The sequence below is a fragment of the Kytococcus sedentarius DSM 20547 genome (assembly GCF_000023925.1).
Lineage (GTDB): Bacteria > Actinomycetota > Actinomycetes > Actinomycetales > Dermatophilaceae > Kytococcus > Kytococcus sedentarius.
This window is the reverse complement of sequence record NC_013169.1, coordinates 2638555-2662689: the sequence shown is the minus strand read 5'-3', so window position 1 is coordinate 2662689 and position 24135 is coordinate 2638555. Positions and strand designations below refer to the sequence as shown.

General features: G+C 69.7%; 25 protein-coding genes and 2 pseudogenes. 15 read left to right on the top strand and 12 right to left on the bottom strand.

Features of this window, described 5'->3' with window-relative positions:
• Positions 1–113: 113 nt before the first annotated feature.
• The 3 genes from KSED_RS12650 to KSED_RS15485 all read left to right on the top strand — a co-directional run bounded on the left by KSED_RS12650 (position 114) and on the right by KSED_RS15485 (position 4417).
• On the top strand, positions 114–1028 hold the full coding sequence (locus tag KSED_RS12650) for a cation diffusion facilitator family transporter (protein WP_015780470.1): 915 nt from the start codon (positions 114–116) through the stop codon (positions 1026–1028).
• On the top strand, positions 1012–2607 hold the full coding sequence (gene lnt, locus KSED_RS12645; RefSeq protein ID WP_237699542.1) for an apolipoprotein N-acyltransferase: 1596 nt from the start codon (positions 1012–1014) through the stop codon (positions 2605–2607). Before KSED_RS12650 ends, lnt begins: the two co-directional genes overlap by 17 nt.
• A 1492-nt stretch (positions 2608–4099) precedes the next feature.
• Positions 4100–4417, top strand: a complete 318-nt coding sequence (locus KSED_RS15485; protein WP_237699541.1) for a hypothetical protein — start codon at positions 4100–4102, stop codon at positions 4415–4417.
• A gap of 399 nt (positions 4418–4816) precedes the next feature.
• Here KSED_RS15485 and KSED_RS15480 read toward each other — a convergent pair whose 3' ends face one another.
• Positions 4817–5041 carry a hypothetical protein gene (locus tag KSED_RS15480; RefSeq protein ID WP_237699540.1) on the bottom strand — a complete coding sequence of 75 codons (225 nt, stop codon included), beginning with the start codon at positions 5039–5041 and terminating at the stop codon, positions 4817–4819.
• A 75-nt stretch (positions 5042–5116) separates the two neighbouring features.
• Between KSED_RS15480 and KSED_RS15475 the strand changes: the two are divergent.
• From KSED_RS15475 to KSED_RS12620, 5 genes and pseudogenes are all read left to right on the top strand, one after another.
• Positions 5117–5785: pseudogene (locus tag KSED_RS15475) on the top strand (Mu transposase domain-containing protein); the annotation flags it as partial.
• Positions 5740–6363: a DsbA family protein gene (locus KSED_RS12635; RefSeq protein WP_308699667.1), complete on the top strand. Its 624-nt coding sequence runs from the start codon at positions 5740–5742 to the stop codon at positions 6361–6363. The pseudogene KSED_RS15475 and the gene KSED_RS12635, both read left to right, overlap by 46 nt.
• 46 nt (positions 6364–6409) lie before the next feature.
• Positions 6410–6961, top strand: coding sequence for a vitamin K epoxide reductase family protein (locus KSED_RS12630; RefSeq protein ID WP_015780466.1), 552 nt, complete (start codon positions 6410–6412; stop codon positions 6959–6961).
• 49 nt (positions 6962–7010) lie between these two features.
• Positions 7011–7439: an ArsR/SmtB family transcription factor gene (locus KSED_RS12625; protein WP_015780465.1), complete on the top strand. Its 429-nt coding sequence runs from the start codon at positions 7011–7013 to the stop codon at positions 7437–7439.
• Between the two features lie 621 nt (positions 7440–8060).
• Complete coding sequence (locus KSED_RS12620) at positions 8061–9311, top strand: IS256 family transposase (RefSeq protein WP_012802028.1); 1251 nt, start codon at positions 8061–8063, stop codon at positions 9309–9311.
• A 128-nt stretch (positions 9312–9439) separates the two neighbouring features.
• Here the strand turns inward: KSED_RS12620 and KSED_RS12615 are convergent, their stop codons facing one another.
• From KSED_RS12615 to KSED_RS15465, 5 genes are all read right to left on the bottom strand, one after another.
• Positions 9440–10693 (bottom strand): cytochrome P450, encoded by a 1254-nt coding sequence (locus tag KSED_RS12615; RefSeq protein ID WP_015780464.1) that lies wholly within the window; start codon positions 10691–10693, stop codon positions 9440–9442.
• 67 nt (positions 10694–10760) lie between these two features.
• On the bottom strand, positions 10761–12359 hold the full coding sequence (locus KSED_RS12610; protein ID WP_015780463.1) for an ABC transporter permease: 1599 nt from the start codon (positions 12357–12359) through the stop codon (positions 10761–10763).
• Entirely contained in the window at positions 12356–13294 is a 939-nt protein-coding gene (locus tag KSED_RS12605) for an ABC transporter ATP-binding protein (protein ID WP_015780462.1), read from the bottom strand. Before KSED_RS12605 ends, KSED_RS12610 begins: the two co-directional genes overlap by 4 nt.
• Positions 13295–13365: 71 nt before the next feature.
• Positions 13366–13524, bottom strand: a complete 159-nt coding sequence (locus KSED_RS15470; protein ID WP_237699538.1) for a hypothetical protein — start codon at positions 13522–13524, stop codon at positions 13366–13368.
• A gap of 60 nt (positions 13525–13584) precedes the next feature.
• A complete protein-coding gene (locus KSED_RS15465) occupies positions 13585–13851 on the bottom strand; it encodes a class I SAM-dependent methyltransferase (protein WP_237699537.1) in 267 nt (88 codons plus the stop codon).
• 220 nt (positions 13852–14071) lie between these two features.
• Here KSED_RS15465 and KSED_RS12595 point away from each other — a divergent pair, with 220 nt between their 5' ends.
• The 4 genes from KSED_RS12595 to KSED_RS12580 all read left to right on the top strand — a co-directional run bounded on the left by KSED_RS12595 (position 14072) and on the right by KSED_RS12580 (position 17850).
• Entirely contained in the window at positions 14072–14431 is a 360-nt protein-coding gene (locus KSED_RS12595) for an ArsR/SmtB family transcription factor (protein ID WP_015780461.1), read from the top strand.
• On the top strand, positions 14428–16398 hold the full coding sequence (locus KSED_RS12590; protein WP_015780460.1) for a heavy metal translocating P-type ATPase: 1971 nt from the start codon (positions 14428–14430) through the stop codon (positions 16396–16398). Before KSED_RS12595 ends, KSED_RS12590 begins: the two co-directional genes overlap by 4 nt.
• Complete coding sequence (gene lspA, locus KSED_RS12585) at positions 16395–16889, top strand: signal peptidase II (RefSeq protein WP_041290965.1); 495 nt, start codon at positions 16395–16397, stop codon at positions 16887–16889. Before KSED_RS12590 ends, lspA begins: the two co-directional genes overlap by 4 nt.
• 364 nt (positions 16890–17253) lie before the next feature.
• A complete protein-coding gene (locus KSED_RS12580; RefSeq protein ID WP_015780458.1) occupies positions 17254–17850 on the top strand; it encodes a cadmium resistance transporter in 597 nt (198 codons plus the stop codon).
• Positions 17851–18430: 580 nt separating this feature from the next.
• Here KSED_RS12580 and istB read toward each other — a convergent pair.
• The 4 genes and pseudogenes from istB to KSED_RS12565 form a co-directional block, all read right to left on the bottom strand.
• Positions 18431–19234, bottom strand: a complete 804-nt coding sequence (gene istB, locus KSED_RS12575; RefSeq protein WP_015780457.1) for an IS21-like element helper ATPase IstB — start codon at positions 19232–19234, stop codon at positions 18431–18433.
• A complete protein-coding gene (locus KSED_RS12570; RefSeq protein ID WP_015780456.1) occupies positions 19231–20232 on the bottom strand; it encodes a Mu transposase domain-containing protein in 1002 nt (333 codons plus the stop codon). The genes istB and KSED_RS12570 overlap by 4 nt, the downstream gene beginning before the upstream one ends.
• Positions 20233–20300: 68 nt before the next feature.
• Positions 20301–20558 (bottom strand): annotated as a pseudogene (locus KSED_RS15460) (helix-turn-helix domain-containing protein); the annotation flags it as partial.
• Positions 20443–21039, bottom strand: a complete 597-nt coding sequence (locus KSED_RS12565) for a recombinase family protein (RefSeq protein ID WP_041291718.1) — start codon at positions 21037–21039, stop codon at positions 20443–20445. The gene KSED_RS12565 and the pseudogene KSED_RS15460, both read right to left, overlap by 116 nt.
• Before the next feature lie 194 nt (positions 21040–21233).
• Here KSED_RS12565 and cmtR point away from each other — a divergent pair, with 194 nt between their 5' ends.
• Both cmtR and KSED_RS12560 read left to right on the top strand, forming a co-directional pair.
• The gene (gene cmtR / locus KSED_RS14380) at positions 21234–21593 is read left to right on the top strand and encodes a Cd(II)/Pb(II)-sensing metalloregulatory transcriptional regulator CmtR (RefSeq protein ID WP_006590980.1); all 360 of its coding nucleotides are present in this window, start codon (positions 21234–21236) and stop codon (positions 21591–21593) included.
• Complete coding sequence (locus tag KSED_RS12560; protein ID WP_015780454.1) at positions 21590–22192, top strand: cadmium resistance transporter; 603 nt, start codon at positions 21590–21592, stop codon at positions 22190–22192. The genes cmtR and KSED_RS12560 overlap by 4 nt, the downstream gene beginning before the upstream one ends.
• 49 nt (positions 22193–22241) lie before the next feature.
• Here KSED_RS12560 and KSED_RS14770 read toward each other — a convergent pair whose 3' ends face one another.
• Both KSED_RS14770 and KSED_RS12550 read right to left on the bottom strand, forming a co-directional pair.
• A complete protein-coding gene (locus KSED_RS14770) occupies positions 22242–22643 on the bottom strand; it encodes a hypothetical protein (RefSeq protein ID WP_115306703.1) in 402 nt (133 codons plus the stop codon).
• A 189-nt stretch (positions 22644–22832) separates the two neighbouring features.
• Positions 22833–23288, bottom strand: coding sequence for a hypothetical protein (locus KSED_RS12550; RefSeq protein WP_143827390.1), 456 nt, complete (start codon positions 23286–23288; stop codon positions 22833–22835).
• 350 nt (positions 23289–23638) lie between these two features.
• Here KSED_RS12550 and KSED_RS12545 point away from each other — a divergent pair, with 350 nt between their 5' ends.
• Complete coding sequence (locus KSED_RS12545; RefSeq protein ID WP_015780451.1) at positions 23639–24133, top strand: hypothetical protein; 495 nt, start codon at positions 23639–23641, stop codon at positions 24131–24133.
• Positions 24134–24135 lie beyond the last annotated feature (2 nt).

The following is a 24135-nucleotide window of genomic DNA, read 5'->3' as shown; positions in this document are numbered from 1 at the left end:
CAAGAATCCGGCTGGCGAACGACCCGAGCGTGCGTACCGGCCGCGACATCCTTGACACCTCGGCGATCACCGGCTCCCGAGGCGGACTCGGCTGGTATGCAAGGAGCTGACGTATGAGCGCAGGTCACGACCACGGGACCGTAACCACGCACCGGGGCCGGCTGGCGGTCGCGTTCGCGATCACCGCGACCATCCTGGTCGCCGAGGTGGTCGGAGCCGTGTGGACCGGCTCCCTGGCCCTGCTGGTGGACGCCGGGCACATGCTCACCGACGCTGCCGGGCTGGGCATGGCGCTGGTCGCCGCGTCGCTGGCGCTGCGGCCACCGACGCCCGAGCGGACCTGGGGGTTCCGCCGGGCCGAGGTCCTCGCCGCCGGCGCGCAGGCGGCCGTGCTCCTGGGTGTCGGGATCTACGCCTTCGTCGAGGGCGTCCGCCGCCTCTACGAGCCGCACGAGGTCAGCTCCACCGGCCTGCTCGTCTTCGGCATCGTCGGCCTGGTCGGCAACATCGCTTCCATGCTGGTCCTCAGCTCCGGACGCGGCGCGAACCTCAACATGCGCGCCGCGTTCCTGGAGGTCGTCAACGATGCCCTGGGGTCGGTGGCCGTCATCATCAGTGCGCTCGTCATCACCACCACCGGGTGGGTCCGCATCGACGCCATCGCCGGCATGCTCATCGCCGCGCTCATCGTGCCGCGGGCCGTCACGATCCTGCGGGAGGCCGGCCATATCCTGCTGGAGTCCACCCCCAAGGGGCTGGACCTGGCCGACGTCCGCGCACACGTGCTGGCGGTACCGCACGTGCAGGACGTGCACGACCTGCACGCCTCCACCATCGCCACCGGCCTGCCCGTCCTGTCCGCCCATGTCGTCCTGGACCAGGAGTGCTTCACCGACGGTCACGCCGCCGAGATGCTGGCCCGTCTGCAGGACTGCGTGGCCGACCACTTCGACGTCAGCATCGAGCACTCCACCTTCCAGCTCGAACCACCCGGCCACGCCGACCGCGAGCATGCCGCGCATGCATAGGCTGGCCCGTCCGGTCCGGACGGGTCTCGGCACGTTCCCGCTGGTGCTCGGTGCCCGGCTGGTGCTCGGGCTGATGGGCGGTGTCTGCCTGTGGCTGGCGTTCCCGGGGCATGACGTGTGGTGGCTGGCGGTCGTCGGTTGTGCCGGTCTGGCGCTGGCCACCGCTGGCGCGACGTGGTGGGCGGGTGCTCTGTCCGGTCTGCTGCTGGGGTTGGCGTGGTTCACGCCGATGTTCACCTGGGCCGGCACCTACGCCGGCGGGCCGGCGTGGCTCGCCATGAGCGTGGTCTCGGCCCTTTATCCGGCTGCTCTCGGTGCTCTGCTGGCACTGCTGCAGCGCGCCGGCAACATTCGCCCACTCCTCGGTGCGGCCGCGTGGGTGTTGATGGAGTGGGCACGATCGGTTACCCCGTTCGGTGGCTTCCCGTGGGCCCGGCTCGGTTTCAGCCAGGCCGACTCGCCGATGCTCGGCGCGGTCAGCCTCGTCGGCGTCCCCGGCCTAGGTCTCCTGATAGCTCTCATCGGGGGCCTTCTTGCTGTGGCCCTGCAGCGGTTCCTGGCGCCCGGCGGGAGGCAGGTTGGGCGCGCCGCCGCTGCTCTGGTGGGTGCTGTGGTCCTCGTGGCTGCTCCCCTTCTGGTGCCACGTCCGACGGCGGGGGAGAACGTGACCGTGGCTGCGGTCCAGGGAGATCTTCCCGAAGGCTTCTCCCGGACCCTGACGGCAGAACCGGGGGTAATCCTGGATCGGTACGCCGACGCCACGAAGGCTTTGGCGGGCAGGGTCGCCAACGGCGACACTGCGCCTCCGGACCTAGTTGTGTGGCCTGAGGGCGCTACCGACCGGGACCCCCTCGACCCACGTGTCCGGTCAGCGACCAGCGACCGGATCATGTCGGCGGCCGAGGCCGTCGGGGCACCGGTGGTGCTCGGCGGCCTCTCCCGACAGGGCGAGGTTGGTTCTGCCTCCAACATGGTGTTCAGCTACCTGCCCCGATACGGGCTGGACCAGACGTACCGCAAGGTCTACCTGGCGCCGTTCGGTGAGATTATGCCGCTGCGACCGCTCCTGAGGCATCTCAGCCCATGGGTCGACCGGATCGATGACCTCAGCGCCGGCGACCGCCCTGGGGTGATGTCGGTCCCGCTCGGCACGGGCCGGCCGGTCAACCTGGGACTGGCCATCTGCTTCGAGATCGTCGTCGACCGCGCCGTCCGCGACCTGGTCAAGGGTGGGGCACAGCTGCTCGTGGTCCCCACCAGCAACGCCTGGTTCGGCGATGGCGACCAGTCCGCGCAGCACCTGGCGATCTCCCGGGTCCGCGCCGTCGAGTACGGACGCTCCATCGCGCACGTCAGCAACGTCGGTGTGTCCGGCCTCATCACCCCAGACGGCGTCGTTCACGAACGCACAGTCCCGTACACGCAGGCCACCCTCGTCGGGCAGCTGCCGTTGCGCACGGAGCAGACGCTCACCGTCCGCACCGGCCCCTGGGTCGTCCCCGCCGCCGCGCTCGTCGTGGTCCTTGGCCTGCTGCGGATGGCTGTGGGCCATCAACAGGACCGGCTTCACCGGACCTAGCGCCGACTGCTCCGGTGGGATTCTCAAGTGAGTCCGCTTGCCTCCGTGAGAGTCCGCGCCCCTGCGTGGCCATCAGCCCCAACGACCGCCGGCACGGCAGGGTGGCGCCCTTCCAGGACGGTACGCGCCGACCAAGGGCACGGTGGCGGCGGCACCCGGAAGGCAGCGTGCCCAGACCGCACAGCTGTGCCACCGGAGGCCGCCGGACTGGGTCCCGTCCGAGGGCGGAAGTGCCACCCGCCGACACGCTGCACTCCAGCGGTACACGGCGCGGGACGATGTCGCTTCCGCGCGGTGCGACCTCCAGCGCACGCCACTGACCGGCTGAAGGCGGGACGATCTGCGAGTCAGGCTCGCACGGCGGTGGACCGGCGGGGTCGCCTGCCGAACCAGCCCGCGTCCCAGGTCGACGCACCCGACCGGTGAACCGTTCGCCCCGGTGCGACTCCGCGGGCAAAACTTGCGGTGGTATCGTCCGGTAAGGATGAGGAGGAGCTCCTCCTGGGGCCGGCCGACGCAGCGAAGGTCTCACGGCGGACGCTGCGCTTCCTCCGGGTGGTGCCCGCAGGAGAGCAGGCCACAGATGAATGAGAACGGGACGGAACTGGCGCTTCGGGCTTCCGCTGTCCGGACCACGGCGGGCAGGTGGTGACGCCGAAGGGGGATCGACCGGTCGGTCGGTCCTGGGCAGGATGCCTGACGATGCTTGTCATGGTGCTCGTGGCGGCGGCGTACCTCGCCCCGATCGTCATCCTCATGCTGGGCCGGTGACCAGGCCGTCCGGCAGCATGCGTGTCTGACCCCCGGTCAAAGTGGACGGTGCGGCCCTCTGTCTGCAGCAGCAGGGCCTCGGCTGCCTTACCGTCGTGCGGCGACTGCTGGACCGGCACCGCCATGAAGTCCGACCGCCCCCGGGACCGGTCATCCACGCCTGGCGGCGAGCACGGTGGCTTCCCAGCCTCTCGCCAGCATTCTCGGCGGCTGCTTACTCCGTCGAGCTGACGCACGTGGTCTGTCACCGCCTGGCCCTGCGTTTCTCCGACCTGCTGCCAGGCTCCCGCGCAAAACGTGTCGCGTATTCACCAGTCAACGACCGTGACCCGGCCCCGGAGGGACGGTCGCCGCGGGGGTGTCGGTCCAGGACTGCCATCAGCATGAGGAGGATGACCGTCAGATAGCCGATGCCGACTGCCATCATGCCAACGAGCTGCTGGTCAGCAAGCCGGTCCGAGACCCAGGGACCTCGATGGTCTGGTAGAAGTCCGGCGCCAGCAGGGAGCCCGTCTGCCTGAGCGCCAAGGCCAGGTGTCGCCTGCCATGAGCATGGGACCGCTCTGAGCGGTTTTCTGCCAGGTTCATGGGACCACCTGGGTTGCCAGTCATGGGACCACCCGGCGCGCCTGCCTGGTGGGGCCTCGGAGGGTTCGTTGGATCGCCTCGTCAGCGTCGTCGGCGTGGAGGTCCAGTGGGCATGGGATTCAGGGAGGTCAGTGTGATCGAGGTCAGAGAAGTGTTGCGCGGCTGGCTCGAGGGTGCGGGGTTGCGCACCGTCGCCGAGCGGGCCGGGGTCGACCGCAAGACCGCGCGCCGGTACGTGCAGGCCGCCCAGGAGGCGGGGCTGGAACGCTCGGCCGGGTGGGCCACGGTCGACGACGCGCTCGTCGGAGCTGTCGTCGCGGCGGTGCGCCCGGCACGCCCGGGCGGGCACGGTGCTTCCTGGGAGGTGCTGCTCGCGCACGAGGAGCAGATCCGCTCCTGGGTGGCCAGGGACGGCAAGGACGCCAAGCCGCTGTCGATCGTCAAGATCTAGGAGCTCCTGGCCCGCCAGGGCGTCGTGGTGGCCTACCGGACGCTGCACCGGTTCGCCACCGAGCGGTGCGGCTACCGGGCCAGGGAGACCACGGTCCGCGTGGACGACGGCGAGCCGGGCGTGGAGCTGCAGGTCGACTTCGGCCACATGGGCTACCTGGTCGACCCGGCCGACGGGCGGCGCCGCAAGGTGCACGCGCTGATCTTCACCGCGGTGGTCTCCCGGCACATGTTCGTCTGGTTGACCTACTCACAGACGCTGACCGCGGTCATCGCGGGTTGTGAGGCCGCGTGGGGCCTTCTTCGGTGGCGTGTTCAAGGTCCTGGTCCCGGACAACCTCAAGCCGGTCGTGACCGACGCCGACGCGGTCAACCCGCGCCTGTCCACCGGCTGGCTGGACTACGCCCAGCACGCCGGGTTCGTCACCGACCCCGCGAGGGTCCGCTCGCCCAAGGACAAACCCAGGGTCGAGCGGGCGGTGCAGTTCGTGCGCGGCAACTTCTGGGCCGGGGAGCACTTCAGCGACCTGGTCGACGCGCAGGCCCGTGCCGAGCAGTGGTGCTCGGTGCGTGCCGGGATGCGGATCCACGGCACGATCCAGGCGCGTCCGGTGGAGGTGTTCACCCGGGTCGAGGCCCCGGTGCTGCTGCCGGTGCCGCAACCGTATGACCAGCCGGTCTTCACCCGGGTCAGGTCCACCGCGACTACCACGTCGAGGTCGCCAGGGCGCTGTACTCGGTGCCCGAGGCCCACCTGGGCCAGTACCTGGACGCTCGCGCCGACCGTGAGCTCGTCAAGCTCTACACCAGCGGGTCCGGCGGCGGGCGCCTGGTCAAGACCCACCCCCGCCAGGCACCCGGGCGGCGGTCCACGGACCGGGCGGACCTGCCCGAGCACAGGGCCGGGTATGCCCTACGGGACCTGACCGCGCTGATCGCCACCTGCGCCTCGCACGGCCCGAGCATCGGCATCCACGCCGAGCGGCTGCTGGACGAGCCGCTGCCCTGGACCCGGATGCGCGCGGTGTACCGGCTCCTGGGGCTGGTCCGCCGCTACGGGGCCGACCCGGTGGAGGCCGCGTGCTCACGCTCACTCGACCTGGACGTGGTCAGCGTGACCAAGATCGCCAACATGCTGCAGCGCGCCACCGAGCACGCCGCTCCGGTGCTGCCCGCCGCCGCCGGCTCGGCGGTGCTGGTCAGGTCCTTGTCAGGGTTACCGCCTAGGGTCCTTGGCTGGGTGCCGGAGGCACCCTCGGCCGTGCCCCTGGTCGGTGTCTGTTCGTGGGAGTGTCCGTGCGGAACGTGGTTGTCTCTGGAGTGTTGCTCGTCCTCTTCGCCGTGGTGGTGGGTGTCGCGGTCGTGGTGACCAAGCCGTCGACGGAGCCCGGTGGTGCGCAGGCTGCTGGTGCGAGCAGCTCGGTGGTGCGGCAGGACAGTCATGTCCTGGACGAAGCCGGTGAGGGGGCGCCGGTGCTCGTGGAGTTCCTGGACTTCGAGTGCGAGGCGTGCCTGGCGGCGTACCCGTTGGTGGAGCAGGTGCGAAAGGAGTACGCCGGGGAGTTGACGTTCGTGGTCCGCTACTTCCCGATCGATGGGCATGCCAACTCGATGAACGCTGCTGTCGCGGTCGAGGCGGCGGCCCAGCAGGGCAGGTTCGAGGACATGTACGAGCGGATGTACCAGACCCAGCCCGAGTGGGGCGAGCAGCAGGAGTCCAAGGCGCCGCTGTTCCGCCAGTTCGCCCAGGAGCTGGGGCTGGACATAGAGGCCTACGACGCCGCGGTCGCCGACCCGGCCACGCAGCAACGGGTGGAACAGGACCGCCAGGACGGGATGGCGCTGGGCGTGCAGGGCACCCCGACGTTCTTCCTGGACGGGGAGCCGATGCAGCTGACCTCTGCGGAGGACTTCCGCGCCCAGATCGATGCAGCCGTCAACGACTGAGCCGCACCCGGCCAGCGGGGCGTCGCCGCCGCCGGCTGGACCGTCCATGCCGGCGGTCGCGTGGGTGCTGCTGGTGTGCGGGTCGGTCGGCCTGTCGGCGGCGTTCGTGCTGCTGGTCGAGAAGTTCCGGCTGGTCGCCGACCCGGCCTACGTGCCCAGCTGCAGCATCAGCCCCCTGCTCAGCTGCGGTTCGGTGATGAGCACCGCCCAGGCGGAGGTGTTCGGGTTCCCCAACCCAGTCATGGGCGTGGCCGGGTTCGCCGCGCTCGTCACGGTCGCGGTGACCCTGCTGGCCGGTGCACGGCTGCCGTCCTGGTACTGGATCGGCCTGACGGTCGGCACAGGACTGGGGACGGTTTTCGTGCACTGGCTCATCTTCCAGAGCCTGTACCGCATCGGTGCGCTGTGCCCGTACTGCATGGTGGTCTGGGTGGTGACGGTGAGCGCGCTGGTCGCGGTCCTGGCCCGCTGGTCGCGCGCAGGAGCGCTGCCGCCCTGGGTCGGCGGCTACGCAAGCACGATCGTCGTGGCCTGGGTCCTGGTCATCGCCGCGCTGATCGCCATCCGCTTCTGGGACTACTGGGTCACCCTCTTGTAGGTTGGCCGGCTACCGAGGCAACGTGGGTGGCGAGGATTAACATCTACGTATGTCGATGACAACGAAGGTCCCGAGCGACCGCGAAGGTCCGGGGCGCGATGGGGGGTTGGCCCTGGCGGCTGCGTTGTTCCACGGTTTGTCGGACCCGTCCCGGTTGGCGATCCTGCAGCACCTGAGCCTGGGCGAGCACCGGGTGCGTGACCTCACGGAACACCTGGGGCTGGCGCAGTCGACGGTGAGCGCGCACCTGGCGTGCCTGCGGGACTGCGGCCTGGTGGTGTCCCGGCCGCAGGGTCGGGCCTCGATGTTCTCGCTGACCAGTGCCCCCGAACTGCTGGGCGTGCTGGACGCCGCGGAGCGGCTGCTCGCCACCTCGGGGTACGCCGTGGCGCTGTGCCCGAACTACGGCATCGGCACCGAGGGCACCCTGGCCCCGGAGCAACTGCGCAGGCACACCGGTCAGGAGACGGGAGCGTGACCCGCGAGAGACGACGGCGGTACTGGCGCGGGGTAAGCCCCGGCGCGCTGGCCGGTGGTGACGATCAGCACCGCGGCGAATGCCCTTGAGGCCGTCGTGTTCCTGCCGCTCGACGCGTGCCTCGGGCGGCCAGTTGCGAGGTTCGGTGAGGTCTGGCGGAATCCCGCGCGAGGTCTGGTACCTGGCGGTCGAGTGCGTGGAGGCCTCGGTCGAGCAGTTCATGCATGTCTGGCCACCCGAGCCCGGGTTGAAACCACCGACCCGCAGGCGGTGACCTTCGCCGCCTGCGGAACGGGGTCCGCCGCGTCGAGTGACGTCGAGGTGCTGGCGTGAGAGCCGACGCCGTTCGTCTGCGCGTCCAGGATCTGTCCGACGACATGCGCAGGCGCGCTGTCCGCGGCGACAGCCTCGCGCCGGCTCAGGGTGGTCACCGGCTCGGGACCGCTCAAGCTCGCGTGCCGGTCACAACCCTGCTTCAACACCCGTGCTGAGAAGCGCTCCGAGAGTTGAGTCCCGCATAGTGGTGTAGCGCGGTGGCCACGATGTGCCCGGACATGGGTGCGGTCACCGTGTGATCCTTCGAGTCAACCTTCCACAGAATCCTCGAACGGAGTCATCACGATGACCGCACCTCACATTGTGGACCCTGCCGGCCTGCTGAGCGAAGCCCTGGCCGAAGCCTCGCCGGACCTGATGCGCCACTTGCTGCAGCAGACCATCAACGCCCTGCTGTCCGCAGACGCCGACGCGGTGGTCGGCGCCGAGTACGGCCGCCCCAGCACGACCCGTACCGCCCAGCGCAACGGGTACCGTCACCGCGACCTGGACACCCGCGTGGGCACGATCGACGTGGCCGTTCCCAAGCTCCGCACCGGGACCTACTTCCCCGAGTGGCTGTTGGAACGCCGCAAGCGGGCCGAAACCGCGCTGATCACCGTCGTGGCCGACTGCTATCTGGCCGGGGTGTCCACCCGCCGCATGGACAAGCTGGTCAAGACCCTCGGTATCGACGGCCTGTCGAAGTCCCAGGTCTCGCGGATGGCCGCCGAACTCGACGAGCACGTCGAGGAGTTCCGGCACCGGCCCCTGGACACCGCCGGGCCGTGGACCTTCATCGCGGCCGACGCCCTGACCATGAAGGTCCGTGAAGGCGGCAGGGTCATCAACACCGTCGCGTTGATCGCCACCGGGGTGAACAACGATGGCCACCGCGAAGTCCTGGGCCTGCGCGTAGCAACCGGAGAGACCGGGGCGGCATGGAACGAGTTCTTCGCCGACCTCGTCGCCCGCGGCCTGACCGGTGTGCAGCTCGTGACCTCTGACGCCCACACCGGTCTGGTCGAAGCGCTGCGGGCCAACCTGCCCGGCGCGACCTGGCAACGCTGCCGCACGCACTACGCAGCCAACCTCATGTCGGTCACTCCCAAGAGCATGTGGCCAGCAGTCAAGGCCATGCTGCACAGCGTGTACGACCAGCCCGACGCCCCCGCGGTGGACGCCCAGTTCGACCGGCTCCTGGACTACGTCCAGACCAAGCTTCCCGAGGTCCACGCCCACCTGGACGCCGCTGAGGCCGACATCCTCGCGTTCACCAATTTCCCGAAGGACGTGTGGTCCCAGATCTGGTCGAACAACCCCGCCGAACGCCTCAACCGTGAGATCCGCCGCCGCACCGACAGTGTCGGGATCTTCCCCACCCGCCAGGCCGTGGTCCGTCTCGTCGGGGCCGTCCTGGCCGAGCAAACCGACGAATGGGCCGAAGGCCGCCGCTACCTGGGCCTGGACCTCCTGGCCCGCTGCCGCATGCACCTCATCCCCACCCCCCAGGAGGACACCACCACGACCACCGAGCTACCCGCCCTCACCGCCTGACAAACCACCCCACGACCCGAAGGACACCGCTACACCACTACCCGGGACTTGACCGCTCCGAGATGCCTCGGTGCGTTCCGGCGGCGTCGCGGTCGCAGTTTCACGTCGCAACGCCACGACGTCGGGCGTCAGGCAGGAGTGTCCCTCGCGAGGAGCCGTATCGGGTAGCCGTCGGTCGGTAGTGCTGGGAGTCGACCGAAGTCGACGGCAGCGGACGGCGCCAGTGCCGTGTAGGTCATGTTTCGGACCATCTGATCCAATGCGACGGTCATGAGCCGTGTTGAGACCGGTTCGCCGGGGCACCGATGGTGAACGGCCGGGTCGCCGCCGCCTTGAGGCACGAAGGCGAACGGATCGGGTTCTTCGCCGAGGAACCGGTCGGGGTCGAAGCGTTGCGGGTCGGGCCAGATCCGGCTGTCGTGGTTCGTGCCGTAGAGGTCGAGCAGGACGCGGCGGCCCCGGGGGAACCGGTGGCCGCGCCATACGAATTCTTCGCGGACGATGGCGGCCACGGCAGGGAAGAACGGATAGTGGCGGCGCACCTCCTCCACGAAGGCCAGGTCCTCGTGCCCGTCGCCGAGCGCGAGCCGTTCCTTCCAAGCCGGTTGCGCATCCAGGGCGTGGGCAACGAACGTGATGTAGACGGCGGTGGCGACCGTGGGTCGTAGCACGTTGAGCAGCTCCACCCCCGCTACGCGGGGGGCCATGGGTCGACCGTCTCGTTCACGGTGATGGGCGATGACATACGCCGCAGATGAGGCGGGTGGGTCAAGCTTGCCCGCACGAACCTGGCCGATGATGTCTGCGGCCCACCGGTCGGCCGCCTTGCGGGCGGCACGCGACCGAAGGTGACCGACGCCGACGTGCCCGGCCTGGTCGAACAGCGCGCTGAGCTGACGGGTGCGGGTGTTGACCTCGGCTGCCGGCAGGGGGACCCCGGCCCACGCGCAAACGGCCCGGGTGAGGAGCAGCTGGAGCTCGGGATAGAGCCGAGTTCGCCCTTGCCCGATCCAGTCGTCGACAGCTCGTTGCCACTCGCGGGTGACGGCCTCGGCAAGCGCTTCGACCCGGTCGGGTTGAACGATCTGCAGGAACATCGCCTTGCGCTGCCGATGGTTCTCGCCGTCGAGGCCCTGGACGCCGCCCTGGCCGAAGAGGGTCTTCTGCAGCGGAGGTGGGGCGGCTCCGGCCCGCTGGAATCGTGACGGGTCGTAGAACACAGCGGCGGCCTCTGCGCCAGTCATGCAGGTGGTACGGCGCAGTAGTAGCCGGGTCTCGAAGATGTCCTCACCCAGTTCGGCAGCCCGGCGCGAGATGCAGCGGTACGGGTCCCGAAGGAGTGCGATCGTGCCGTCGGCACGCTTGATGTTGGACGGTGTCACAGGAATGCTCCCTTCCTTGGGCCTCGCTCGACCGTACTCACTGTCACCGGTGCGGCCAGGACAGTGGCTATGTGCGGCCGACGTCGCGGCGTCGGAAGCCGAGTAGACCGACAACCACGAGCGCCGCCGCGGTGCCGAGGACCAAGCCGAGCGGGGTCGTGTCAGGGGGTCCACCGGGCAACTTCGGCGGATGGGTGAACGGGGACAGGTTGAGCAGACTCTGGCTTACCCCGTCGAACGCGTCAAGGAGCAACAACACGAGGAACGCGACCCAGGCCGCCCAGGCTGCTGGGACGAGCCGGGGCATCAGGCCGAACAACGTGACCACGATGCCGGTGAGGACCCAGACACCGATCAGCTGCACCATGGCCGCACCCAGCAGCCGAGGCACCTGTCCTGCGACATCATCAACGCTGAAGCCGTAGACCAGGCCAGCGACCAAGCCGGCCGCGGCCAGTGCCGCCGCGGGGCCAAGCAGCGAGAAAGCGAGGTGGCTGGCGACCCAGCGCAGGCGCGCGGTGCCCGTGACGAGCACGGGCTTGGCGCGGAGCTGCTCCTCCTCCGTGCGCAGCCGCAGTCCGGCTTGTACGGCATAGCCGCCGGCGATGATGCCCAGGATGCTGAAGGTGCCGGCGAGGATCACGTCGCTGGCCCCGGCGCGGCCGCCGAGCCGTTCGAACATGCCCCTGAGCTGCTCGCTGTCGGCGAAAACCTCCCCGGCACTCTCGGCGGCGCCGGCGAACACCCCGGCGAGCACCACCAGCCCGCCCACCCATCCGAGCAGCGGTCCCCGCTGAAGCCGCCAGGCCAGGGCCAGTGGTCCGCGCAGCCACGGGGTAGCCCGGGCCGCACCAAGCCCGGGTCGGACCAGCCCAGCGCCGACGTCGCGTCGGGCCGACAGCGCCACCGCCGCGGCGGTGAGCGCGGCGACGAGTAACGCGAAGAGGCCGAGGAGCCACCATCGCTCACCGGCGAAAGGTCGGATCTCGTTCGCCCAGCCCAGCGGGGAGAGCCACGACAGCCACGGCGGGCCGTCGTCCACGCTGATGACGTCGCCGACGGCGCGGAGCACGAACGCGCCGCCGAGCACGACCCCGCCGATGCCCCGAGCGGCTGCGGCACTCTCGGTCAGTTGCGCCACCACTGCCCCAACTGCCGCGAAGGTCCACCCGACCGCGGCCAGCTCAAGCCCGATGGCCAGCGACCCCGCCGCGGGCAGGCGCTGGGCGATCTGCCCGGCCGCGGTTACCACGGCCAGCACCAGGTTCCCGGCCAGTGTCACAACCAGTGCCGCGACCAGGCCGGCGTGCCGACCAACCACGGTGACGACGAGCAGCTCACGCCGACCCGCCTCCTCGTCGGCGCGGGTATGCCTGATAACGATCAGCATGCTGACCAGGCCGTACATCCACAACATGTCGCTCGAGGACCACGTCGCCAGCGCACCTCGGCCCTGGCCGTACAACGGGCCATGGAGCATCAGCATCCCCGGGCACTCGGCCAGACCGACGTAGCCGGGCGACGCGTTCGCCACGGCCAGGATCGGGTAGCCGGCCAGGAGCACGATCCACGCCAGCAGCAGCCAGCGATCCCGGCGCACGAGCAGCCGGACCAGCGCACCAGTACCCACCACAGAGTCACCCCAGGACTTGACCGAGGTACTCATCGGGTCCCGCCGGGTCCTGACCCGGCAAGGGAGGGCTGGGTCTCGTAGTGGCGCAGGAACAGCTCCTCCAGGGTGGGTGGCTGACAGGCCACGCTGCGGACCCCAGCCGCGCCGAGGAAGCTCAACACGCCCGGCAACCCCGCGCTGTCCACACTGAACCGGACCCGGGTGCCGTCAACCTGCAGGTCCTGGACACCGGCCAGCGTTGCCAGCTCCTGGGTCGAGCCGGTCAGCTCGGCGGAGACCGAGGCACGGGTCAGGTGCCGCAGCTGGGCGAGCGTTCCGGTTTCTACGGCCCGCCCGGCGCGGATGATGGTGACTCGATCACACAACGCCTCGACCTCGCTGAGGATGTGGCTGGACACCAGCACCGCGCGACCCAGCTGTTGCCGGTCTTCGGTGATGACCTGCCTAAAAGTCTCATCCATCAACGGATCGAGCCCGGAGGTCGGCTCGTCGAGCAGCAGCAGCTCGGCGTCGCAGGCCAGCGCCGCGACCAACGGGAACTTCTGCCGGTTGCCCTTGGAGTAGGCGCGGCCCTTCTTGCGCGGGTCGAGGTCGAACCGCTCGAGCAGCTCGTCGCGGCGCCTCGCGTCCAGGCCGCCGCGCATTCGGCCGAGCAGGTCGACCACCTCACCGCCGGTCAGGCTGGGCCACAGCGCGACATCGCCGGGCACGTAGGCGATCCGCCGATGCAACTGCGTGGCATCGCGCCAGGGATCGCGCCCCCACAGCCGGGCCATGCCGGCGTCGGCGCGCATCAAACCGAGCAGGATCCGGACCATAGTGGTCTTCCCGGCCCCGTTGGGCCCCAAGAAACCGTGCACCTCACCAGCGCCGACGGCCAGGTCCAGGCCGTCCAGCGCCCGCGTCGGGCCGAAACTCTTGCGCAGCCCGGCAACGGTGATGACCTCTGCCGTGCTTCTCGGTGTCACCTGTGTCTGGGTCCTCTGGGCCTGTCCCTTCGATCGGGCTGCGCTGCCTGCACACTGGGACACCGAACTGCTCAGCGGCGCCGGGCGGCGCCGAGCAGGTAGTCCCCGCGGCGGGTGATCGAGCCCAGGGTCTGCAGGCCGTGGTGGGGCAATTCGTCCAAGAACTGCTCGGCGGTGAACCGATCGTGTTCGGGGTGGTCGAACAGGGCCCGGTAGCTGGGCCGGGCCAAGGCGTGAGCGGTGACCTCGTCGAAGTAGAAGACCCGCCCGGCCGCAGCACCCGGCCGATCTCAGCCAGCGCCGTGCGCCAGTCCTCGATGTGGTGCACGATCGCGAAAATCGAACGCGGCGTCGTACGCCGCCTCGCCCGCACCGAAGACGGCGCGCAAGTCCGTGGCATCACCCACCGCGAGCCGCGCCCGGTTCGCATGGTGGCGCAGACGTCGCCGCGCCCTGCCGACCATTCGCTCATCGAGGTCAACCGCGTCGACGTGTCCAGCACCGAAGTAGTCCAGGATCAGCGACGTGCCGTAACCGGCGCCGCAGCCGATCTCCACGACCCGGGAGCCCGCCGGCAGCGAGCCGCCGCAGTGTGGGCGCCTCGTACCAGCGTTGCAGCATCCGGCGAGGCGGACTGTCGACCACCCACGTCTCGGTCCTGTTCGCCAACATTGTGGACGGACACCTCTCTCCGGCGACGCCTATACGAGTCAACACCAACGATCAGCCCCGATCCTGATTTGACGATGCATCTAGACTACAGGGTATCATCGGGGCATGGCGATGATGCAAGAGGAGCGGGCGACGTTGGCGCCGGCAACGGCCATGTTTCGCGGGCTGGCCGATCCGGTGCGGCTGGCGATCGTGCGGCAGCTGGCATCGGGGGAGGTGCGGGTGGTGGACCTGGAGCACCGGCTGGGGCTGGCCCAGTCCACGGTGTCGGCGCACCTGGGATACCTGCGCGAGTGCGGCTTGGTGGAGTACCGAGCGGTGGGCCGGCAATCCTTCTACTCGCTGACCCGCCCGGAACTGATGGACCTGCTCACTTCGGCCGAAACCCTGCTGGCCGCGACGGGGCAGACGGTGGCTCTGTGCCCCACCTACGGCACCTCGACGGCCACTTGGGAGACCCGATGAGTACGGCGTGCGGCTGCGCCGACGAGGAGCCGCGCAACGACGAAGGTGAGCTGGAGGAGCGCGGGCCGGAGCGGCTCTGGGAGGTCAGCGAGCTGAGGTTCGCCGCGCTGGCCGGACTCTTCCTGATCGCCGGCCTCATCGCCGACCGCTCCGGCGCCTCCGAAGGTGTGGTGACCGGGCTGAACGCCGTTGCCCTGGCGCTGGGCGCCTGGACGTTCGTCCCGAGCACGCTGAGGCGGCTGGTCAAGGCCAAGATCGGCGTGGGGACCCTGATGACGATCGCCGCGGTCGGCGCGGTCATCCTCGGGGAGGTCGCCGAGGCCGCGATGCTGGCGTTCCTGTACTCCATCAGCGAGGGGCTGGAGGAGTACGCCGTGGCCCGCACGCGCCGCGGGCTGAGAGCCCTGCTCTCGCTGGTGCCGGCGGAGGCCACCGTCCTCCGCGCCGGCACCCAGGTCACCGTCGCCCCCGCCGACCTCGCGATCGGCGATCTCCTGCTGGTCCGGCCCGGGGAACGGGTCGCGACCGACGGCGTCATCCGCACCGGCCGCACCGCCCTGGACGTCTCTGCCTTGACCGGCGAGTCGGTCCCGGTCGAGGCCGGGCCCGGGGACACGGTGTACGCCGGCTCCATCAACGGTACCGGGGTTCTCGAGGTCGCGGTCACCACCACCGCCGAGGACAACTCCCTGGCAAGGATCGTCAGCATCGTCGAGGCCGAGCAGTCCCGCAAGGGGGACGCCCAGCGGCTCGCGGACCGGATCGCCAAACCCTTGGTGCCCGGCATCATGGTCCTTGCCGCTCTCATCGCCGTGGCCGGCAGCCTGCTCGGCGACCCCGCCACCTGGATCGAGCGGGCCCTGGTGGTCCTGGTCGCCGCCTCCCCGTGTGCCCTGGCGATCTCCGTGCCGGTCACCGTGGTCGCCGCCATCGGCGCCGCCAGCCGCATCGGCGCGCTGGTCAAGGGAGGCGCCGCCCTCGAGGCGCTCGGCCGGGTCCGGGCCGTCGCCCTGGACAAGACCGGCACCCTGACCCGCAACGAACCGGCGGTCGTGGAGGTGGCCACCGTCACCGGCCGGACCCGGGAGGGGGTCCTCGACATCGCGGCCGCGCTGGAGGCCCGCAGCGAGCACCCGCTGGCCCGCGCGATCCTGGCCGCCGTTCCCGAGCATCGCGACGCCGACGGGGTCCAGGCGGTCACCGGCGCGGGGTTGACCGGGACCATCGACGGGATGCCGGTTCGCCTGGGTCGTCCCGGCTGGATCCCGACCGGCGAGCTGGCCGGGGCGGTGGCCGGCATGCAGGAGGCAGGCGCCACCGCGGTGCTGGTGGAGTGCGACGGGACCGTGGTCGGTGCCGTCGCCGTCCGCGACGACCTGCGCCCCGAGGCCGCCGAAGTGGTCGCCCGGCTGCGTGCGGGCGGCTACCAGGTCGCCATGCTCACCGGTGACAACGAACGCACCGCGACCGCTCTCGCCACCCAGGCCGGTATCACCGAGGTGCACGCCGAGCTCCGCCCCGAGGACAAGTCGACCATCGTTCACCGACTGCGCGCCGAGCGACCGACCGCGATGGTCGGCGACGGCGTCAACGACGCTCCGGCCCTGGCCACCGCGGACGTCGGGATCGCGATGGGCGCCATGGGCAGCGACGTGGCCATCGAGACAGCCGACGTCGCCCTCATGGGTGAGGACCTGCGCCACCTGCCGCACACCCTCACCCACGCACGCCGTGCCCGGGCGATCATGCTGCAGAACGTCGGCCTCTCCCTGGCCCTGATCACCATCCTGATCCCGCTGGCCGCACTGGGGGTGCTCGGACTGACGGCCGTGGTACTGGTCCACGAGATCGCGGAGATCCTGGTGATCGGCAACGGCGTGCGCGCCGGCCGCGCCCGCCCGCTTCCCCCGGCGCCGCCCGCCCAGGTGGCGCCAGCTCGGACACCAGCCGAAGCGGGGGCAAGGTGACCAGCGCTACCAGCCGGGCCGTGCCGCGCGCCCGAGCGAGCCGCGCGCTCGTCCTGCTGGCAGCCCTGGCCGCCGCAGCGATCGACCTGGGTGCCAAGGCCGCGTCCGAGGCGCAGCTGGCCGGCTCCACGGTCGACCTCGGGGTGCTCCGGCTTCGGCTGGCCTACAACTCGGGCGTGGCGTTCGGCATGGGTGACGAGCTTCCCGTCGGCGTGATCGTCGCCGTCACCGCCGTCATCTGCCTGGCCCTGATCGCATACGCGTGGCGCAGGGCGCCGGACGCCGGGTGGGTCGAACGGATCGCCGGCGGCGCCGTCATCGGCGGCGCCGTCGCCAACGTCGTCGACCGCGCCCGCGACGGCACAGTGACTGACTACTTGCACACCGGCTGGTGGCCCACCTTCAACCTCGCGGACACGTTCCTGGTCACCGGCTTCATCGTGATCGCCCTGTTGCACGCCCGCCCGGAGCGAACGGCCGACCAAGCCTAGGAGCCGGCAGCTGCCCAGCGCGCCACATCGGACATCACCGACCGGCACCGGTGACGCTCGAAGACTGGCGCTGAGATCCCCGAGCAGCGGCTGGCGTGGCCCACACCAGCGCCGTCAGTCACTACTGGGGATGTGCTGACCGCCTGCCCGTCTCAGGACGCGACTGGCAGAACCATGCCGCTGGGGCGACGGCTGGCGAAGGGCACGAGAGGTTGAAGCTCCCATCATGCCGCCGAAGCAGCACGCCCGTCCGTGACAGCAACGGGCATCCACCGGCACTCGCCGTCGTGCCCACCGAACCCGCTGCAGACCCCAGAAGACCTGGCACGACCCGGAACGGGCCGACCGAAGGAGACGAAGATAGATGAACACGATCACCGCCGCGCTACAGGCAATCGGCCTCTTCATGGTCACCAATATCGACGACATCATCGTCCTGTCCCTGTTCTTCGCCCGCGGAGCCGGACAACGAGGTACCACCGCCAAGATCATCGCCGGCCAGTACCTGGGGTTCGGCGGCATCCTCCTCGCCTCGGTGGCGGTGACTCTCGGGGCCGGGCTGTTCCTACCCGACGAGGCGATCCTGTACTTCGGTCTCATCCCGCTGCTGCTGGGCATCCACGCCGCCTGGCAGGTGTGGCGTAACGGGGACGATGACGACGACACCATCGCGGATCGGCCCATCAGCGCCCTGACGGTGGCCGCAGTGACGTTCGCCAACGGCGGAGACAACATCGGGGTCTACGTGCCAGTGTTCCTCGCCGTCGGCACCGGTGCGCTCGTGGCCTACTGTGTCGTGTTCCTGGCCCTGGTCATCGTGCTCGTCGCAGTAGCGAAGTTCGTCGCCACCCGCAAGCCGATCGCTGAGGTGCTCGAACGTTGGGAGCACATCCTCTTCCCCCTGGTCCTCATCGGGCTGGGCATCGTCATCCTGATCGAAGGCGGCGCGTTCGGCTTGTGAGGAAACCGTCGCCCGCCGGTCCTCCACGCGCCGGCTCACGAGCCGTGGGCAGAGGCGCACGATATGTGGGTGCCCACGCCCTCGAACGGGTCAAGGAGCGCAAGACCAAGCTTGGCCGCAGCACCCAGGGAACCGGTCGCGGTCCGAGGGAGAGTCCAGATCTGTACAGGCGAGCGGGTGCCATGCCTGCCCAGCCCACCATCCGGGCAGGTCACATCAGGCATCGCGGATCGCTGTCAGTGAGGGCTGCAGACCGTCCACTGGTCGCGCAGCGGAAGAGTCGAGTCGGTGGTGACCCTGGGAGGGTTTCAGGTCACGGTCGCCGGCCTACGGCGGCTGTACCCGCCGCGGGACCCGGCCTCAGGTACCTTGTACCTGCCCGACGAGGTGGCCGCGGGCTCGACCACTAGTTCCTCATGGTGCCTGGACGCGCGGCATGGCAGGTGCGCACGGCCAAGCGGTTGCCGCTGCAGACGACGGGCGTGCGGGTCACTCGAGACAGCGTTGACGCGAGCGGATCCCATCCTTGTCGACGGCGCTCGAAAACTGGACGGTTTCGGCGGTCGAAGAGTGAACGGTTTCAGTCTAGGGATTCCTGCTCGGCCTTGATGCTGGGCAGGGTCTCGACGCCGCGGTCGCGGAGCCGGTAGGAGGCGCCTTTGAGGGCGATGACGTCGGCGTGGTGGACGATGCGGTCGATCATCGCGGCTGCGACGACCTGGTTGCCGAAGACGCCGGCCCAGGAGCTGAACGGCAGGTTGGACGTCAGGATGAGGGAGGCGTGCTCGTAGCGGGAGGAGACGAGCTGGAAGAAGAGGTTGGCGGCGTACTGCTCGAACGGTAGGTAGCCGACCTCGTCGACGATGATCAGGCTGTAGCGGCGTAGCCGGGTGAGCTCGGCGGCCAGGCGGCCGCGGTCGTGGGCCTCAGTCAGTCGGGTGACCCAGTCGGTGGCGGTGGCGAACAGGACCCGGTGTCCCTGCCGGGCGGCGGCGACGCCCAGGGCGGTGGCCAGGTGCGTCTTACCGGTGCCCGGCGGCCCGAGCAGGACGACGTTGCGGTGCTCGGCCAGGTACGCACCCGAGGCCAGGGCCTGGATCGGGGTGCGGGCGCCGGGTTGGTGGTCGAATTCGAAGTCGTCCAGAGTCTTGACCGCACCGAAACCGGCGGCGCGGGTGCGCAACCGGGCGCCGGAGGCGTTGCGGGCGGCGACCTCACGTTCCAGGACCGCGGCCAGGTAGTCCTCGTGGGTCCATCCGGTGTCGCGGGCGTGGTCGGCCAGGCGGGCGGCGGACTCGGTGATCCGCGGCGCCTTCAACGCCGCGGCCAGGTGGGTGATCTGCTTCAGCGACTCGGTGCCGGCGGAGGTCGGCTTGCGGCTCATCGCGACTCCAGCTCGCCGGCGTCGATCCCGAACGCCTTGTCGTAGTCGGCCAGGTCCCGGACCAGGTCGTCGGCCTCGGGACGGGACCTGGGGTGCTGGTAGGCGTGCCGCAGCCCGGCCGCGGCGGTGACGTGGGCGGGGTCGGTGATCGTCATGCTCCGGGCCCAGCGGCGCGGGTGCTCAGCCACCAGCTGACCCCCGTGACGGACCCGCACGACGTCGAGGTCGGCGGCCACGTCGACCCGGGCCCCGATCGCGCGCGGGTGCACGGAGTAGTCGTTGGTGTCGACGCGCACGTAGTAGTCCCGGCCCAGGCGGACGTGGTTGCGCCAGCCCAGGTGCAGCACCGCCGGCGGCAACGCCAGCATCGCCTCCTTGTCCGCTGCCAGCAGCTCGGTCGGGCGGGCTTTGATCGTGCGCACCGTCCGGGCGTTCGCGGTGGACAGCCAGTCGGTGAACTGGGCGTTGAAGTCGCCCGGAGAGGCGAAGTGGCGCCCGGGCATGAAGGAGGTCTCGAAGAAGCGGTTGCGACGCTCGACGATACCCTTGGACTCGGGGTCCCGCGGTGGTAGCAGCACCACCTTCGTGGCCAGCGTCCCGGCGAACACCGCGACCGGCTCGGTCAGCTTGCCGCGTCCGATGCCGGGCTCGTTGTCCCAGATCAGCCGGCGAGGTACCCGACCCAGCTGGTCCAGCAGCTCCCACGTGCCCAGGAGCAGGTCCGGTGTCTTGCGGGTCGGGATCATCCGCCCGAGCGTGAACCGGGAGTACCCGCACGTCATGACCAGCACCGGCAGCAGGGTGCGCGAGCCGTCCTCGAGCAGGATCTTGCGAGGCGGGAACCACAGGTCGCGCTGAGCCACGTCCCCGGCCGTCCAGGTGAGCCGGTCGGCCGGGTCGATCGGGCGGTGATCGACCCGGAGACGGTTGACGTTGTCACGGAACCAGCGGATCGAGCCGGTCCACCCGACCCGTTCGGCCAGCACCGTCGCGGGCATGTCCGGCGTCTCCTCGAGGAGTTCCGGGAGCCGGCGTCCGCCCGTGAGGCTGTCTCCAGTCCGGCGTAGCCGTCGGCGCGGTAGCGGGCGTGCCAGCGCTCCAGGGTCCGCAGCCCTACATCGGTCTCGCGAGCTAAGCGCGCGAGGGGCACCTGGTCCTCGACGTGGAGCCTGAGGATTCGCCACCGCGCTCGAGCGTCCACGACGCACCTACTGCAAGGCGTTCTCGCGCCCGCGCTCGGCGCGCTGAAGGGCGCGGTAGACCGTGGAGCGGCCCACGCTGAACAGCTCGGCCAGCTCGCCCACGGTGTGCTCGTCGGCAGCATGTAGCTGGACGAGGTGAGCTTCTTGCCGGGGGGTGAGTTTCGGTGACTTCCCGCGCAGCCGGCCCTTGGCCTTGGCGACCTTCATCCCCTCGCGGGTGCGGGCACGGATGAGGTCGGCTTCGAACTCGGCGACCATCGCCAACACGTTGAACAACAGTTTCCCCATCGGGTCGGTCGGGTCGTACACCGATCCGGCGATGCTCAGCTTCACTTCCCGCGCCGCGAGGTCGTCGGCGATCTGGTGGGCATCACGGACTGAACGCGCCAGCCGATCGAGCTTGGTGACCACGAACGTATCGCCGTCCCGACAGGCAGCCAGCGCCTGCCGCAGGCCCTCACGGTCGGCGTTGCGGCCCGTGAGCCCGTGATCGACGTAGATGCGCTTGGGATCGACGCCGAACGCCGCGAGTCCGTCACGCTGCGCGGTCAGGTCCTGCTCGTCGGTGGAGACTCGGGCATAGCCGACCTTCGAGGGGGACATGCTCTCCATGTGTGTCATATAGCCCCCCTTCACCGGACAGTTCACCGGACGGGTCTTACGGGACAGCCCGCCAGGCGTGCCGTCCTTCCTCTCGATAAGTAGCGGTGGTGTCCGGTGAGGGTTCCCCTTACGGGCATGCGATCTGGGCTGACGCCTGTGACCGAGTGTTCAGTGCGTGCTGTATAGTTCAGTCCATGCTGACTATTGCTTCGCGTCTCGACGTGATGAACCGCCTGGGTCGTGCACTGGCCGACCCCACTCGATCCCGGATCATCTTGACCCTGCTCGACCATCCCGCTTACCCAGCGGAACTGGCCCGAGATCTGGACCTGACACGCCCGAACGTGTCCAACCACCTGGCATGCCTGCGCGATTGCGGGATCGTCGTCTCCGAGCCCGAGGGGCGTCGGACACGATATGAGATCGCCGATTCGCACCTGGCGCAGGCGCTGACGGCACTGGTCGATGCCACCCTGGCAGTGGACGAAGACGCCCCGTGCATCGATCCCGCCTGCTCGCTTCCCGGATGCGACGCAGCTGGGGAGGGCGCATGACCCTCACCTCGGTCTTGCAGGCGATGGGCCTGTTCGCAGCGACCAACATCGACGACATCATCGTGCTCTCCCTCTTCTTCGCGCGAGGGGCAGGCCAGCGCGGCACTACCGCCCGCATTCTGGCCGGCCAGTACCTCGGATTCGCCGGCATCCTCGGTGCCGCGGTCCTGGTGACCATCGGTGCCGGAGCATTCCTGCCCTCGGCAGCCATCCCGTACTTCGGTCTCATCCCTCTGGGCCTCGGCCTCTGGGCCGCATGGCAGGCCTGGCGCGGAGACGATGACGACGATGACGATGAGGCCAAGGTTGCCGGCAAGAAGGTCGGCGTGTGGACAGTCGCAGGCGTCACCCTTGCCAACGGCGGCGACAACATCGGCGTCTACACCCCTGTCTTCCTCAGCGTGGAACCTCTCGCAGTAGTCGCCTACTGCATCGTCTTCCTCGCGCTCGTCGCGGTCCTGGTGGCCCTGGCAAAGTTCGTCGCCACCCGCCCCCCGATCGCCGAAGTGCTCGAACGCTGGGAGCACATCCTCTTCCCCATCGTTCTCATCGGCCTCGGCATCGTGATCCTCGTCAGCGGCGGAGCCTTCGGACTCTGACGTAGCGGCAGCGATCCAAACGGCCCCGACTGGGCGCACCCCTCTCGGTTCAGACCGCGACACCTACCTGCAGCCAGTCCTGCGTGATCGCGGCAACAAGACCGCCACGGAGCGCTGCAAAAACCCCGCCACCAAGCGAACGAAGCCACACCGTGCCGACGACTCGTGTTCCCTGTAGCGCCGCGATGACAACCGGAACTGCTCTGCGAACGTGGGAGGCGCCCTTTGCGCTGAGGATGGCCAGGTTGTGGTGCACCGTTGAGCCGCGGGGGTCATACAGGTCCCCGTTTCGGTCGGTCATGCCCACTGGCCTCAGGAGGTCAGTGGCTTCCAGGCGCAGGTCGTCCTCGTGGTGGCCCAGGCGGCGGACGGTGAACTCGTCGCCCACTCGTCGGGTCTCCACGAGGGCCGCGCTGCGGCGCTGGAGCTTGCTTCGACGTGCCTTGCCCATGGTTCTCCTTACTGTCTGGCCGTCTGCTGTTCAGACGTGGCAAGGGCAGTAGAGCGCGGACGCGGCCTCGGGTGAGGTGCGTCGTCCACAGGCCATCAGGGCTCGGTGGCGTTGGGCTTGCGCAGGTGGACGCAAACGCCGACGTAACGGCTGCGCGGCTGGTCACCGGATGAGGGCCCTCGTGCCGTGTCAGAGGCGGTCGCCCCGGCGCCGAGCGAGCCGCTCCCAGCGCCGTTCATAGGCCACGACGGCGGAGCTCAGCTGGGTGTGGATGAGGCGTAGGTCGGCCTCATCGAGGCGATCGGTTGACAGGGTCCAGGACAACTTTTGCAGCACCTGCGCCCACTCGGCGCCCGTCTTCGGCCGGTCTATGACGGGAACCTGGACGATCTTCTCCACGATCTTCTCGCCCCGGTAGACCTCCACCGTCTGCTGTACGACGTCGACCGCTGCTCGCTCCGACTCGGCTGCCTTCTTGTGCTGCCACGCCCGCTGACGGCACGCGGCGGAGCACCACTTCGGCACGCGTCCGCGGCGTGGAACGTCCACCGCTTCGCCGCACCATCCACACGTCACCTGCTGCCCGGGGAGGCGGCGGCCGGGGCGGTTGGGGACGTTGATGTTGTCGCCAGTTCGGCTGGTCATCGGGACGAGATTCCTGTCTGTGGGACACCGGTAAGTACACGTTGCAACGATAAACGGCGCCGTGGATGCAAGAGGTGTGTGGCACTTCGGGTTGGGGGAACGTGGGCTTCGTGAGGCCCGACGAACGCGTCACGGTGCGTGACGGGCTCGAGGCGTGCAGTCAGAGGGCGTCCAGGTGCACGAAGCCGCGCGGGTGAGGGGCGCTGCGGCGCTGGTCTTCTGGACGCGGAGAGGTTGTCGGTGAGCGGTGTTTCGCTGCGGGTGTCCGGGCCCCTGGGCGTTGTCCACGGGCCCGTGCGGTGTCACGGAAGCGAGAACGGCCGGCCGGAGGCCGGGAGAGGAGTGCGGGGATGAACACGTACGGGGTGCGTGCGAAGGAGCACTGGACGAAGTACCTGCCGGAGCGGGTCGCGCAGCTGGGGGACCCGGAGGAGTTCTTCGCGAGCCTGGGTGAGCAGGTGGAGGACCAGGTGTTCGACATCTCCCGCAGTCTGGAGGTGCAGCACGCGCAGCGGATCCGGGATGCGGACTACCTGACGCGGGCGGGGATCCTGACGAACATCAAGCGGCAGGCCGAGGAGATCGTGATGAGCGAGATGGTGCTGCTGCCTCCGGAGGTCGAGGAGGACGAGTTCCCCGAGGACGAGGAGGACGAGGTGGCCATGGAGATCAACAGGGTGACCTTCTCCAACGGGATGCCCGTGGATCGGGACCACGAGTTGTGGAGGCTGCAGGAGGACGACTCGGTGAGCGTGGAGGAGTTCCGGGCGGCGGGTCTTGCTTGGGACCGCGAAGTGGAGGCAGCGGCCCGGGAGAAGGTGCGTCAGCGCCGCGCGGCGCTCTGAGA

Bases quoted from the DNA above. Each gene is read 5' to 3' on its own strand.
- KSED_RS12650 (WP_015780470.1), top strand. From the start codon at position 114: ATGAGCGCAGGTCACGACCACGGGACCGTAACCACGCACCGGGGCCGG.
- lnt (WP_237699542.1), top strand. From the start codon at position 1,012: ATGCCGCGCATGCATAGGCTGGCCCGTCCGGTCCGGACGGGTCTCGGC.
- KSED_RS12630 (WP_015780466.1), top strand. From the start codon at position 6,410: ATGCCGGCGGTCGCGTGGGTGCTGCTGGTGTGCGGGTCGGTCGGCCTG.
- KSED_RS12625 (WP_015780465.1), top strand. From the start codon at position 7,011: ATGTCGATGACAACGAAGGTCCCGAGCGACCGCGAAGGTCCGGGGCGC.
- KSED_RS12620 (WP_012802028.1), top strand. From the start codon at position 8,061: ATGACCGCACCTCACATTGTGGACCCTGCCGGCCTGCTGAGCGAAGCC.
- KSED_RS12610 (WP_015780463.1), bottom strand. From the start codon at position 12,359: ATGAGTACCTCGGTCAAGTCCTGGGGTGACTCTGTGGTGGGTACTGGT.
- KSED_RS12595 (WP_015780461.1), top strand. From the start codon at position 14,072: ATGGCGATGATGCAAGAGGAGCGGGCGACGTTGGCGCCGGCAACGGCC.
- KSED_RS12590 (WP_015780460.1), top strand. From the start codon at position 14,428: ATGAGTACGGCGTGCGGCTGCGCCGACGAGGAGCCGCGCAACGACGAA.
- KSED_RS12580 (WP_015780458.1), top strand. From the start codon at position 17,254: ATGAACACGATCACCGCCGCGCTACAGGCAATCGGCCTCTTCATGGTC.
- istB (WP_015780457.1), bottom strand. From the start codon at position 19,234: ATGAGCCGCAAGCCGACCTCCGCCGGCACCGAGTCGCTGAAGCAGATC.
- KSED_RS12570 (WP_015780456.1), bottom strand. From the start codon at position 20,232: ATGCCCGCGACGGTGCTGGCCGAACGGGTCGGGTGGACCGGCTCGATC.
- KSED_RS12565 (WP_041291718.1), bottom strand. From the start codon at position 21,039: ATGTCCCCCTCGAAGGTCGGCTATGCCCGAGTCTCCACCGACGAGCAG.
- cmtR (WP_006590980.1), top strand. From the start codon at position 21,234: ATGCTGACTATTGCTTCGCGTCTCGACGTGATGAACCGCCTGGGTCGT.
- KSED_RS12560 (WP_015780454.1), top strand. From the start codon at position 21,590: ATGACCCTCACCTCGGTCTTGCAGGCGATGGGCCTGTTCGCAGCGACC.
- KSED_RS14770 (WP_115306703.1), bottom strand. From the start codon at position 22,643: ATGGGCAAGGCACGTCGAAGCAAGCTCCAGCGCCGCAGCGCGGCCCTC.
- KSED_RS12550 (WP_143827390.1), bottom strand. From the start codon at position 23,288: ATGACCAGCCGAACTGGCGACAACATCAACGTCCCCAACCGCCCCGGC.
- KSED_RS12545 (WP_015780451.1), top strand. From the start codon at position 23,639: ATGAACACGTACGGGGTGCGTGCGAAGGAGCACTGGACGAAGTACCTG.